Raw genomic sequence first — 13,743 nt, 5'->3', positions numbered from 1 at the left:
TGTGCAACTGATAGCGACGACCCAACACCTACATGGCCAATGTTTGCCCCGCAATAAGGTTTATTGCTTGACTAATTTCAAGGCTAAATCGTAGTTGAAGCTTGGAACTGCAATACTGGATTGGTTAGCTTCAAGGGTTACCGTCGTTGGTTGCGACCATGTGCCAGTTTGCGGGTCGTACCAGGTTGCTTGGTAGTTTCCGGCTTCTAGCCCATTCAACTTAAGCGTCAAATCGGCGTAAGTCGGCGGTACATATTCCCATGTATCGTTAAATTCACGTTTTTTGAGCGCTTCTTCATAGGCTTTGGTTAATGCTTCAGGCTCATATTCGTTGCTGCGCACCCAGACTAACGCCTGCGATTTCGTTTGTAAGGCTAAGGCCCGCGCCTTCAACGGCGAAATTTGAGCCACAACTGGGTTGTAGATCGTGAGATCTTGGTCTTTGAAAAATTCGGCCAACTTGCTGTATTCGCTCCACAAGTTGTCGGGATCGACCAAGGTGTCCCACCACCAATACATGCCGCTGCCAGCAAAGCCACTGAATGGTGCAGCCCACAAGCCTTGATGAAACTGCCAAACATCCCGATTGATTACCTCGTCGCGCCCAGTGCCAGCATAGCCAAGTTCGCTGACCAAGGCTGGTTTTTGTGGTGCTGCCGCATTCAACTCACGGATCACCAAGGGGAAGGCTTGTCCTAAATCGCGGCCTGTATAATCGTGGTGTTGGGTGAAGTTGATCTCTGGTTGTACCCACATCGAGGTACTGGTATTGCTGGCATAGCTGGTTGAAACCAAATGTTGATAGGGATCAAACTGCGCCAAATGACGGGTCATTTCGCTGATCCATGGTTGCATCAAAGCATCATTAATTGGTGTCCAGTTGGCTTCGTTCCACCATTCCCATGCGAATAGGCTAGGCGAATGTGCCCAACGAGCCGCAATGTAACGCACTCGATGCTTGAACACTTCACGCGATTGAATATCGGTGGCAAACAAGCGTGGCTCGGCAATTGGCCCGCCATTCGCAGCGTTATACGGATTACTAGCCCACTCTGAATCAGTGCTGGTACTAAATGCGCCATGGTTGATAAGGGTTAACATAATTGTGATGTTGCGCTGTTCGGCCAATTTGAAAATTTGGTCAAGCATCCATGCTTGTTGCATGCGTTTGGAATAATCGCCTAAACCGGTATCTTGCCATTCGATGCCAAACGACCACGAGGCCATCCAAATTCGCGCAATATTGCCACCGTTTTTGCTTAATTGATCAAACCAGTGTTCATATTCGCGCAAAATGCCCGTGCCTTGTTGGGTTGACCAGCCCAAATTGAGGCCGATTGGCATAAAGAAGGTGCCATCTTGGCGAGCGAAATAGCGCGGATTGCTGGTGTTGATCCGTACAAAGCCTGGCGATTGCTTATTCGCTGAAACTTCAATCGTGATCACGTCGCTGCTCAGCGCTGGCTTGGCTAGCTCGGCCTTGACTTGCCATGCACCTGGTTCGCTCGGCGTGAAACGCACCCGCCACTCAGGGTTGCCTTTGGGTTGCAGCGAAAGTTGATCAAAATCTTGATACCAAAAGGCTGGCACACGATAGATTTGGCCGGTTGCTGAGATAAAACTCACCATCAGATCGATTTGATTTGGATCGTAAGGATTGGCGACGGTGATAGTGGTATCAATCGCCAACTCAATCGTGCCAAAAACCGCAGCATTGCCGGTTAGGGTACGTAAGCTAAGCGTTTGGTTGCCGCCCGATTCGCCAACTTGGGTACAGGCCGCAATCAACAGCAGCAGAACCAACCATAGATGTAAGCGATAGAGCCATCGACGCATAATTCCCCCTGTACAACTTCAAATCCCGCAGTGGCGCAATTACTCCCCTATGGTTGTAAATTGCGATTCATGATCTCCGCTGCTTGATCTAAAGCATCTTGGGGATCAGCATTGTTGTAGACGACTTCTTGCAATAATTTTTGGACATCGGTGGTGCTTTCTTCCCAGCCGACGCACTTGGGCGGGCCTGCCGATTGCTCCAACAAGCCACGGAAGCCAGCTTCGATATGGGTTGGCAATTTGGCGGCGCTGAGCAAGGGCAAACTTGGCGGCACATAATAGTTACTGGCACTTTGTGCATAGGCCGATTGGGCGGCAACCGCTTCTTCGGTATACAAAAAGCGAATAAATTCGGCAGCCAGATCTTTGTTCTGCGAAGCTTCCATCACGCCGATGACCCGCCCTCCAAGGAACGCAACACTTTGGCCTTTGGGGCTTTTGGGCAGCGGAGCCAAGGCCCATTTGCCCGCCAACTCAGGCCGATTGAATTCCAGTGCTGCAACCGTCCAAGTGCCAGCATAGCTCACTAGATAATCGCCGCTTTCGAGGCCGCCTTCAATATCCAAGGCAGTATCGGTGGGAATTTGATATTTGGTGTAGAGATCGCGGAAGTAGGTCAGAGCTTGTAAGCCAGCCGCCGAGTTGATTGTGGCTTTGGAGCAATCGTCGTTATATAAACTGCCACCAGCTGAATATAAAAAGGTAAAGTAGCTGATCCAGCCAGCGTTATCCCAGCCAATCGCAAAGCCTTTTTTATTGATCGTGCGGGCTTTTTCTAGCACTTTGGTCAGTTCAGTCCAGTTTTGGGGAGCTTGTTGCATGCCGACTAAATCGCGCAGCAAATCAGTGCGATAGAACATCCCCATCAATGCCACATCGAGTTGTAATGCATAGACCTCGCCTGTATCCAAGAACAATGAATCTTGGAGTTGCGGCAACATCTTTTGCTTAACATCGCTTACCACATCGGGATAGGCCTTTTGCAGATCGATCATGCCACCCAATTTGCCAAACTCGATGCCCCATGACATACCGCCAGCCATCAGATCTGGCCCGCGATCGGCGGCGATGGCCTCAAGAATTTGGGTATGAGCATCGCTCCAGGGCAAGGCTTGAACTTTAATCAAGACCCCAGGATTTTTCTGCACAAAGATATCTGCTGCTGCTTGAATTGAAAGTGCCTCGACCTCTGAGCCAGTTGACCAAATAACCAAGGCCTTATCTGCCGAGTTGGCGAGGGCTGGCACGGCGGTTGGCGGTGTATCGGTGGGCAAGCTGGTTGGGTTGATTTGGGTTGGTGGCGTGGCTGCTTGACCACAGGCAGCCAAGATCAGCAGAACGATCAAACTGAATCCAAGGCTACGAACTGTGCGGGGTGGCTGAGATGGCTTACGGTGCATAACGCTGACCTCCCTTGGCCTATACATGCATCGATGCAGGTTGTTTGGGTGTTGGTAGGCTGTGCATCGATAACCCTTCCCAAACATCGTTAAGTATATATGTTAGTGCAAGTCTAGCGCTATCCCTTGGGCCAGCATCAATCTTCCTATTACGAGGTAGGTACGTTAGGTGAACAACCTACCTCGTTTGGAACGCCGCCCTCGACCACATGGCCTAGTACTAGAACATTCTAGATCTCTGAATTCGCTTTAAGGAAGCTCAGCACTTCATCAACTTGGGCAAAGGCAATGCCGGTAACGGTATCAGCACAGCCATAATAAATGGCAATTCGGCCTGTGGCAGCGTCGGTCAAGGCCGCACATGGGAAGGCCACGTTTGGCACATCGCCAACACATTCATACAAGGTTTGGGGCGCAAGCAGATAGGGCGCGGTGCGATAAATCACTTTCCAAGGCTGCTCCAAATCGAGCAAGGCGGCCCCAAAACTATAGACAAAGCCATTGCACGAAGTCAATACGCCGTGATAGAACAACAACCAACCTTCGGTTGTTTCGATGGGGGTTGGGCCTGCGCCGATTTTGGTGCTTTGCCAGCCGCCTTTTGTGCCCATCACAAAGCGATGTTTGCCCCAGTGTTCCATATCGGGGCTTTCGCTGTAGTAAATATCGCCAAATGGCGTGTGACCGTTATCGCTGGGGCGACTGACCATGGCATATTTGCCATTGATGCGGCGTGGGAAGAGCACCCCATTGCGATTAAACGGCAAGAAGGCATTTTCTAACTGATGGAATGTTTCAAAATCGTAGGTATAGGCTACGCCGATGGTTGGGCCATGATAGCCATTACACCAGGTGACATAATAGCGATCTTCGATCCAACAGACCCGCGGGTCATAGCGATATTCAAAGGCCGTAACTTCGGGATCACCCGAAAATTCCAACGGCTTGGGATCGATCTCCCAATTGACGGCATCTTTGCTAAAGCCACGATGAATGTTCATCACGCGGCGTTTATCATCGCAGCGAAACACGCCGGCAAAGCCATCTTTGAAGGGCACAACAGCACTGTTGAAGATACTATTTGAGGTAGGAATGGCATCACGCGGAATCACCGGATTGCCGCTGTAGCGCCAAACAACATCTGAATTGCCGACCGGACGTTCTTCCCATGGAATTGAGGGGAGCGCACTTCCAAGGATGGTTGTGGATTGAAGCGTCGCTGCTTCCATAGCTGATACTCCTACAAGGCAACCTACTTTGGTGGTTGCAAACGTTGAACTGATTGGCGTTCAAGCAGCCGTGGCCGCAGCGAGACTGTCGCCGGAGCCTGGTCTGGGTATTCGGCTCGATTGGCTAACAATTGCACCGCAAAGCGCCCCATGCTGACTTTATCGACATGCATTGTGGTAAGCGCTGGCGCAACATGCTGAGCCAGATCAATATTATCGAAACCAATAATTGATAAATCTTGGGGAATTTGGCGATGCAACGCCCGCGCGGCTTGGGTTGCACCAATCGCCATCATATCGTTGGCACAAAACAGCGCGGTAATTTGCGGATGGCGCTGCAACAGAATGCTCGATGTATCGCTGCCTTCGTGCATTGTGAGCAAGCAATCACCAAAATACTGATCATGAATGCCATGATCGGTTAAGGCTTGAATATAGCCTTTGCGCCGTTCGGCAATGCTAGGGTAGGCCTCTTTGGTTGTCCCAATCAGGCCAATATGACGATGCCCGTAGCTAATCAGATAGCTGACTGCTTCATAGGCTGCGCGGAAGTTATCTGAAACAACTGAATCGTAGACATGTTCGTGTGAGTAGCCATCGACCAAAACCGCCGGAATGCCCTCACGTTGCAAAAGCTTGGTGATGGTTGCATCGGCGAATGCGCCAACTAACAATACCCCATCAAGGTGATCTTCCGAGAGCAAACGGGGCATCTCTTGAGGATGATTATCCATATCAACTGGCACAGTGGCATACATTAAGTTAATATGCATTTTGCGACAGGCGGCCTCGATACCTGCGACAATCGGGGCATAAAACGGGTTGGTCAGTGGGCTATCGTCGCCAATTGAGGCCTTAACAATTACGCCTGCGTTGTGCAACGATTGCGAAACCAACTTCTCATGATTCAAGCGCTTGCGATAACCAAGATCACGGGCAATATCCAACACGCGGCGGCGTGTCTCGTCGTTAATCCCAGGCTTGTCGCGTAATACTAATGAAACTGTTGCCAACGAGACACCGCTTTGCCGCGCAATGTCTTCCATCGTGATCCGCTGTGTCATACATGTTCTCCTAGTCACCTTTGAATAGGCTCTCATGATGCCATAAAATAACGCTTTGGTTATCAAGCAACTTTATTGAAAAATTTAGAATAGTTTCAGCAACTCAATCTAGGTCATGTTCGGGCTTAGATTGCGATCTGTTTCGGCCATAACCCAACTGCTACTGTAAAATTCTGTAAATTTTATCTAAAATTTTAGTAGAATTTCACTAAATATAGCGTATTGCAATCTAAATGTCAAGCTTAAATTTTAGCAATTAGATCGAAGCTTTGCCTGGAGTTTTAGCGGGCTTTGCCTGGATATTTTAGATTATCAAGTTCGGGGTTGGGCCAAAAATCGGGTGCATGACAAGCAGCAAAAGCACGTTACAATATGAGCAAGAGCAAATGCTGCTCGTTGCGTTATCCAAGGGGTTTTCATGGATACAATTACACTCTTTGAAGCGCCCAAAGCTGCACCGGTGGCCCCGCGCCGCCCCGCATGGCTCAAAGCTCGCGCTCCGATAGGGGAAAACTACGAGGATGTGCATGGCCTCATGCGCGAACTCGATTTGCATACGGTCTGCGAAGAAGCCCATTGCCCTAATATTGGCGAATGTTGGAATCATCGCACTGCGACTTTTTTACTCCTCGGCGATACCTGTACCCGCGGTTGTCGCTATTGCGCGATTGGCAAAGGCAAGCCGAAACCAATTGACGAACAAGAACCACAGCGCATCGCCGCTGCGGTCGCTCACCTCAAACTCAAACATGTGGTGCTAACCTCGGTTAATCGCGATGATCAAGCTGATGGCGGAGCGCATATTTTTGCCGAATCGATTGACTTGATTCGTCAGCAATTGCCCGAATGTAAAATCGAGGTGCTGATTCCCGATTTTGATGGCAATTGGGAAGCCTTGCGGATTGTGATGGATGCTCGTCCCGATGTGTTGAATCACAATATCGAAACCGTGCCACGCTTGTTCCGCAAATTCCGGCCACGGGCGAACTTCTACCAAAGCCTCGAATTATTGCGTTTGGCTCGCGACCTTCAGCCGAGCATTGTAACCAAAAGTGGCTTGATGGTTGGTGCTGGCGAAACCGATGAAGAGGTGCTGACGGTGATGGATGCCCTTCGCCGATCCGATGTGGATGTGATGACAATTGGCCAATATCTCTCGCCATCGGGCGATCACTGGCCGATTGATCGGTATGTGCCACCCGAAACCTTTACATGGTTCCGCGAGCAAGGCTTAGCGCGTGGTTTCCGCCACGTCGAATCCGGCCCGATGGTGCGCTCGTCGTATCACGCCCACGAGCACGTTGCAGGGTTGTAGGCGTTGGGGGTTGGGGATCGGTTGTTGGGGATCGGGTATTAATACCTGATCCCCATTCTTATGCCACAAAGAACAGGCAGAATGGTTTAGTCGTTATTCCCTCACCCCCCGCCCCTCGCCCACTGCGGCGGGCGAGGGGAGCTTAACCCTGTTTAAGATCCACCAAGAACCTGAACAATGCTCTGAATCAGCCTTCGTGAAACTTCGCGTTCTTCGTGGTTAAAGAAGCTTATTGATTAATAGTTGTTTGCAGACGCTCGTTTTTGGCTTGCGATTCGGCGGCCATGGTTTGTTTGTATTCAATCAATTTGGCTTGTAAGGCAGCATCGGCGGTGGCCAAAATTTGAATTGCCAATAAACCTGCGTTTTTGGCTTGGCCAATTGCGACGGTCGCAACCGGCACGCCGCCTGGCATTTGCACAATCGACATCAAAGCATCAACGCCTTGCAAGTGGCCGATTGGCACAGGCACACCAATCACTGGCAAGGGCGTGTAAGCCGCTAACATACCTGGCAAGTGAGCTGCTCCGCCTGCCCCAGCGATGATCACTTTGAGGCCGCGTTCATGGGCGGTTTGGCCATATTCGGCCATCAAGGCAGGCGTGCGGTGCGCCGAAACCACCCGCATTTCATAACCAATGCCAAATTCTTGGCAAATAGTGGCGGCTGCTTGCATGGTCGTTAAATCCGAATCACTGCCCATCACAATTCCAACAACGGCTGACATAATGCTCCTTTGGCGAGAAATTAAAAATGCCAAGCGTTGATCGAGGTGCGTCATTGCAACGCTCGATTGGCTTGACATGTGGGTTGGTTTGCTCAATTATACGGGTTCAGCTAAAACCCGCTCTAGCTGATCGACGGCGGCTTGGGCACGCGCTTCGACTTCGCTTGGTTCGGCTCCTACAGCGGTGATATGGCCAATTTTACGGCCTGGCTTGGCGCTGCGTTTGTCGTACCAATGCACATGCACCTGTGGTTTGAGCGCCGTTTGAATCAAGCTGCTTTCAAGTGGTCGTGTGGTTGGCGCGAGCACATTGACCATCACGGCACTTTGGTGGCGCAACTGAGGATCACCCAACGGCCAGCCCAGCGCAGCACGAATCGTATTTTCAAATTGTGAACAATAACAACCCTCAATTGAATAGTGACCAGTGTTGTGTGGACGGGGCGCTAGCTCATTGACCAAAATTTGGCCCTTGCTGGTCAGAAACATTTCAACCGCCAAGATGCCTAAGCCACCAAGCGCTGCTGCCGTCGCTTGAGCAACCTCGCTGGCCTGTTGTTGAATTGCTGCTGAGAAGGGTGCTGGTGCACGCACCACCCGACAAACGCCGCTCGGTTGGTAGGTTTCAATCACTGGATAGACGCATTGTTCGCCGCTGACCGAGCGAATAATCAAGGTTGCCAACTCGGCTTCGAAGGGAACCCATGCCTCAACAAACACTGGATTTTCGGGAAAACCCAAGGAGCTACAAGCGCTGGCAATCTCTTCGGCGCTGCGGATTTTGGCCGTGCCACGGCCATCGTAGCCGTTGCGCCGCGTTTTCAGCATCAACGGGAAACCATGTTCAGCCCCAAAGGCCGCCACATCGTCCAACGATTCGATTAAGGCCAAGGCTGGTACAGGCAGGCCTGCGGCTGCCAATGTTAATTTTTGTTGCGCTTTATCCTCAATCAAGCCCAGCGTTGCCTGATCGGGGACAAGTTGCACGCCTTTGCTGGCAAGGTAGGCCAATTTTTCCGAGCCAATAAACTCGTTTTCCAGCACTACCACATCAACCGCTTGAGCAAATTGATCAAGCAAGGCTCGATCACTCCACTCGCCAACCACCGCTTTGCTGACCAATGCCGCTGGCTCATCGTTGCGGTTGGCCAAAACCACGGTTTCAATTCCCAAGGGAATCGCCGCTTGCACCAACATCCGCGCCAATTGGCCGCCACCAAGAATTCCTAAACGTTTTGTCATAATGCCTTAATGAGCTATAAGTTAATAGTCTAGATTTAACCATGAAGAGCACGAAGCTTTTGATTATAGGTGTAATGATTCATACGGTTCGTAAGGATCGTTATGCCCTCACCCCCTAGCCCCCTCTCCCGCCCAGCGAGGCGAGGGGGAATCATTCAGCTGTTTACTCCCCTCTCCCACCGCAGTGGGAGAGGGGCTAGGGGTGAGGGCACGCTGGCCATTGTTAAATCCAATGAACTGTTAGAGCTATGCTCTATGTTCTATGCTCTATGTTCTTTCTCCCCGACCCCTAAGACCTAGCCCCTGACCCCTCGTTTAATAAAAATCAGCAAAGCCCTCGCGATCGAGCCGTTCGAGCATGGCCTGAATTTTGGCTTGTGATTGAGGATATTCAGCAAATAATTGGGCTAAACTGCGCAAGCCATTGCGAAAACGTGGGCTATCATCGCCACGCAATTTGGGCAACAATTTTTGCTTAATTTGCAAATCGAGGGCTGTATTGAGTGGCATAATCCCCTCGGCTCCTTCCAAATAGCGCCCAATCTCTTCGACCGTGCGATAGCCAAATGGATGCCCAAGGCTGGCCAAGATTGGCTGTAATTCAAGCAATAATTGCCAAGCAGTTGGATTGAACGGGCGGCGATAGCTGGCTCGCCATGCCGCTAAATCGACCTCGGTCAGTTCAATTACATTTGCACGATCAAGCAGTTTGTCGCTGAGCGTAAAGGTGCTTTCATCAACATTAACCGTGCCGATGATATGCACATTTAATGGTAAACGCAGCGGATTACGCACGCTCTCGCCATCAACCGTTTGGGCAACTTCTTGGGGAATACCCAAATCGATCAGGTGTTCGGCAGTTTCAAGCGCACTCAATATCGGCGCTAAATAATATTCAGGCCGCGCCAAATTCAGCTCATCAAGGCAGAGAAAATAGGGATTGGCTGGATCGGCGCTGGCTCGCAGCAATAACCGCAACGTAGGCGTTGGCTGGAACGTTTGAGTTAAGGCATTGAAATAGCCCAGCAAATCGCGAGCATTATGCCAATCGGGCTGCACCGCCACCGCCAAATAATAGGGATTATCGCTGTGTGGCGCGATTTGATGCACTGCATCGGCATAGACACGAGTCAAACGGGTTTTGCCCGTGCCCGAAATCCCAGGCAAAATCACCAAGGGCTTGGTTTGCAGCGCAATGTGGTACGAACGCAACACTGCATCGGGATAGATAAAGCCCCGTTGGCGAATGCTAGCGCTAATTTCTTCGATGCTTGGGCTATTGAAACCCGTGGCATACCTTGGGCGGGCTTCGCGAATATGGCTTGGTGGTAATTCCCACTCCTCTTCGGCAATTTCCATAATTGCTTCATTGAGTGGCAGCAAGGCCAACATATGGTTGATCAATTGCTGATTAAATTGTTGGCTATCGTCGAGTGCTTGTTGCCAAGGGTAACTCCAACCTGCCCAAAGATAATTGCTACTGCGATTGGCCAGATAATCATCGAGCCACAGTTGTTGTTCAGCATGGTCGCCACGGGTATAGCGCACATCGGGTAAACTACGAATTAACGGCTCCCACAGCACGCGCCCCCGATCCCACACCGCAGCTAACTCACGCTTGCGCTTATTCCACAATTGAATGCCAACCAAAATTCGTTCTTCGCTGCCGCTAACTCCAAGGTAAATATGGCAGCCACGTGGTGGCCGATCGATCACTACATGATAATCGTCGATTGGATCACGTTGGCGGCCACGATTGACCGCTCTAACGGTTTTAGCACTAACTTCGTACAAGCCCCAAGTATTGGGAAATTGGCGGGTTGCAGCGATATCAAGCTGCTCGCTGAGCGCCACCAGAATTGGGTGTAACTGCTCTTGAACGGCATTCCAACGCTCGTTTACACCTTCAACATGGAGCGCTTGTAGGGCAGCGCCATTCCATTGAATTGGCTCAGGTTGGCTCACAACTAGGCTTCCTTATCGCGGCGTTTGAGCAACCAAGCCGTGATTGCCAAACAGGCCATGGTGTAGCCAATCAAAATAAACCACGTCAGGAAAATATAGCCAGCACTATCATCGTAGCCCACGGTTGGGAACACCTCGCAGGTGTTTGGCCCAGGCATTTGGCCAGCGCGACATTTGCCTGGGTCGAACGGCTCGCCCAAACCGCCGATTGAGCCATAGGCCTGCATTGCCCAACGACTGCCAACCAAGAATGAAACTGGAGCTAGCGCCGCAGGCAAGGGCAGCAAAGCCAAGGCAAACACAATCTGCGGAATCAGCGCAAATGGAATGATGCTCATGGCTTTATCCGATGAGCTAGCCGAGGCCGAAATTAACAAGCCAACGCCTAAACCTGTGAGCGATGTGAGGAAGGTTGTGACCAAAAAGCCACCCCAAACCCCAAATGGCACTTCCAGCCCAAGGTCAAAATCGACCTTTGTACCCAGAATGACCATCAAAATAATGCTTTGGATGAGACATAAGCCAGCTAGCACCAGCACTTTGGAACCCAAATAGGGCACGATTTTAAGGTTGGCCAAGCGTTCACGCCGGTAAATTGGGCCTTCCTTGGTGATTTCGCGGGCTGAATTTAAAATGCCAAACCACACTGCGATCGCGCCCAACAAGAACGGTACCATGCGAGCATCAGCCGAATTGGGGCGGCGGAAGGCATCTTCTTTGGCAACCAACAGCAAAATCATGCCAATAATCGGCGCTTGCAATAACATAATTGCAAGGTTGCGTTTATCGGCGGCGATCAGACGCATATAACGTTTGGTCATAATCCCAAATTGGCGCATGGCCGAAACGGGCGGCGGTTTGGGTCGGCCAGCCGGAGCTGCCGAGGTGGGAATCGAGACGCTGACTTGGTTGGGATAGGCTCCAGGCACCGCAGCTTGGGGAATTGGCGCTTGCGGCGGGGTCATAACTGGCACTTGCGGCGCACGTTGCAGCCGTTCCCAAACATATTTGCGATAGGCCTCGGAGTTGCGGAAACGAATTTCCCACAGCTCAGAGAGTCGTGGCGCTTGGCGCACCTGATTATTGTGTTGCCGCCAAGTCTCAAATTCTTGCTTCAACTCGGTTGTTGTTAAAGGATGATTGGGGTCGGCATCGCCCTCAAGTTTGGTGTAGATATCGGCAAAATCACCCGAGGTTACATTGAAGAAGGTCAAGGCCTCGCTGGGTGGCCCAAACCAAACCATTCGCCCATCGGCCATAAACACCACATGATCGCATTGGGTGATGTTGGCGGTGGCGTGCGTTACCAAGACAATTGTGCGCCCTGAATCAGCCAATTGGCGCAAGGTATACATCATCTTCTTTTCGAGGCCCGGGTCAAGCCCCGAGGTTGGCTCATCAAGAAAGAATAGGCTAGGGTCGGCCAACAGCTCAGAACTGATCGACACCCGTTTGCGCTGCCCACCAGAAAGTTGATTAACCTGCTTGCCACGATGAGCGCTCATCTCAACATCTTTGAGCACCCGATCGATCCGCGCTTCGATTTCGCTGCTAGCAGTGTCGGCGGGCAAACGGAGCTTGGCGGTATAGCGCAAGGCCACATCAACCGGCAAGCTACTGTGTAAAATATCATCTTGCGGCACATAGCCCAAAATGGCGCGGTAGGCATCGAAGTTGGCATAATAATCGTCGCCATTGACCAACACCGCGCCTTTGTTAGCGCGATTGTAGCCCGAAAGCGCCCCCATCAGGGTTGATTTACCAGCGCCTGAACCACCAACCAAAGCAATAAATTCGCGTGGCTCGATCACCAACGAAACATTATTGAGAATAACCCGATTGCCGCCAACCAAGCGTACCAATGAATGGGCATCAATCCGCAACGCGCCGCGTTGATCAAATTGATCAAGCGAATTGCCGTCGTAGACCAGCTTGAAAGGCCCAATTTGAATCACATCGCCGCGATTCAGTCGCGTTGCCGTGATGCGATTACCATTGACAAACGTGCCGTTGGTGCTGCCAAGATCGCGAACCTCGTGGCCACCTTGGATGGCGCGAATTTCGGCGTGGTTACGCGATACTTGAGGATTGGGCAAATTGAGCGCTGATCCTTCGCGGCCAATCGTTACGGCAGGCTTATTGCTCAAATCGAATCGACTAACATGGCCAGCCTCGGCGGGCGGCGTGGCAACCTTTTGATTACGATAGGTGAGGGTGACAAAGTTACCAGTAACCGGATCGCCAATCCGCACCGAATCGCCATCGTTAAAACTATGGCGGGGCACACGTTGACTTTGAAAGAGCAAGCCATTGGTGCTACCAAGATCGATAATAACGTGGCGTTGGCCATCGGGCTCGATCCGCGCATGGTTCGACGACACAAAGCGTGACGACGCAATAATATCGTTATCGGGCTTGCGGCCAAACGTGACTGGTTGATTGGCTAATGGAATTTGGCGGGGTGCCTGACCAGTTTCTTGCACCTCTAAAAATGCCATCGATGAATGCAGGATGGTTGTGGCCCCACCGCCTGATGCGGGGTTAGCTTGGTTGGGTGCGGCCTGTTGCGGTTTACCACAACTTGGGCAAAACTTCGTATTAGGCTGAATGGCAGCACCGCAGTGGATACAGCGTGTCATCATTCCCCCTTAAATGCCAAGCTTCATGCAACGAAATTAGCGCTATCTAGTGGCATGGATGAAGGGCTGTGCTATAATCGCAGCATGTGAGCAGACTCAAACACGCGCATTATAGCATACTGCTCCAGACCACAACCGTTCCTGCCGAATGGGAGGTTGCTCGAATGAGCCTTGCAACGCCTACTGGCGCTCCATGCCCTCGCTGTCAGCGCCTTGTTGATGAAACGGCCCGTTTTTGCCGTTATTGTGGCTTTCCGCTGCGTTCAGTCGCAACGCAGCCAGTATCAACAACGCCCGAGCCAGCTACGGCAGCCGAGCCGATCGAC

10 protein-coding genes are annotated in these 13,743 nt (G+C 51.4%); 2 read left to right on the top strand and 8 right to left on the bottom strand.

Going from position 1 to position 13,743, the window contains the following annotated elements:
• Nucleotides 1-60: 60 nt before the first annotated feature.
• From DEF47_RS17765 to DEF47_RS17750, 4 genes are all read right to left on the bottom strand, one after another.
• Nucleotides 61-1,836 (bottom strand): DUF5060 domain-containing protein, encoded by a 1,776-nt coding sequence (locus DEF47_RS17765; RefSeq protein ID WP_012188445.1) that lies wholly within the window; start codon nucleotides 1,834-1,836, stop codon nucleotides 61-63.
• Between the two features lie 47 nt (nucleotides 1,837-1,883).
• On the bottom strand, nucleotides 1,884-3,236 hold the full coding sequence (locus DEF47_RS17760; protein ID WP_012188446.1) for a sugar ABC transporter substrate-binding protein: 1,353 nt from the start codon (nucleotides 3,234-3,236) through the stop codon (nucleotides 1,884-1,886).
• A 230-nt stretch (nucleotides 3,237-3,466) separates the two neighbouring features.
• The gene (locus tag DEF47_RS17755; protein ID WP_012188447.1) at nucleotides 3,467-4,465 is read right to left on the bottom strand and encodes a glycoside hydrolase family 130 protein; all 999 of its coding nucleotides are present in this window, start codon (nucleotides 4,463-4,465) and stop codon (nucleotides 3,467-3,469) included.
• Between the two features lie 23 nt (nucleotides 4,466-4,488).
• Nucleotides 4,489-5,529: a LacI family DNA-binding transcriptional regulator gene (locus DEF47_RS17750; protein ID WP_012188448.1), complete on the bottom strand. Its 1,041-nt coding sequence runs from the start codon at nucleotides 5,527-5,529 to the stop codon at nucleotides 4,489-4,491.
• A gap of 418 nt (nucleotides 5,530-5,947) precedes the next feature.
• Here DEF47_RS17750 and lipA point away from each other — a divergent pair, with 418 nt between their 5' ends.
• A complete protein-coding gene (gene lipA / locus DEF47_RS17745; RefSeq protein ID WP_012188449.1) occupies nucleotides 5,948-6,844 on the top strand; it encodes a lipoyl synthase in 897 nt (298 codons plus the stop codon).
• A gap of 229 nt (nucleotides 6,845-7,073) precedes the next feature.
• Here the strand turns inward: lipA and purE are convergent, their stop codons facing one another.
• The 4 genes from purE to DEF47_RS17725 form a co-directional block, all read right to left on the bottom strand.
• Nucleotides 7,074-7,571: a 5-(carboxyamino)imidazole ribonucleotide mutase gene (purE, locus tag DEF47_RS17740; RefSeq protein ID WP_012188450.1), complete on the bottom strand. Its 498-nt coding sequence runs from the start codon at nucleotides 7,569-7,571 to the stop codon at nucleotides 7,074-7,076.
• 96 nt (nucleotides 7,572-7,667) lie between these two features.
• A complete protein-coding gene (locus DEF47_RS17735; RefSeq protein WP_012188451.1) occupies nucleotides 7,668-8,813 on the bottom strand; it encodes a 5-(carboxyamino)imidazole ribonucleotide synthase in 1,146 nt (381 codons plus the stop codon).
• A gap of 315 nt (nucleotides 8,814-9,128) precedes the next feature.
• Nucleotides 9,129-10,778, bottom strand: a complete 1,650-nt coding sequence (locus DEF47_RS17730; protein ID WP_012188452.1) for an McrB family protein — start codon at nucleotides 10,776-10,778, stop codon at nucleotides 9,129-9,131.
• A 2-nt stretch (nucleotides 10,779-10,780) separates the two neighbouring features.
• Entirely contained in the window at nucleotides 10,781-13,417 is a 2,637-nt protein-coding gene (locus tag DEF47_RS17725) for an FHA domain-containing protein (protein ID WP_012188453.1), read from the bottom strand.
• 164 nt (nucleotides 13,418-13,581) lie between these two features.
• Here DEF47_RS17725 and DEF47_RS25205 point away from each other — a divergent pair.
• A partial coding sequence (locus tag DEF47_RS25205) for a zinc-ribbon domain-containing protein (protein WP_353845089.1) occupies nucleotides 13,582-13,743 on the top strand: 162 nt, incomplete at its 3' end.

The sequence above is a fragment of the Herpetosiphon sp. genome, from assembly GCF_003512625.1.
Classification (GTDB): domain Bacteria; phylum Chloroflexota; class Chloroflexia; order Chloroflexales; family Herpetosiphonaceae; genus Herpetosiphon; species Herpetosiphon aurantiacus.
Note: the sequence above shows the minus strand (reverse complement) of the source record. Positions and strands in the feature narration are given on the sequence as shown.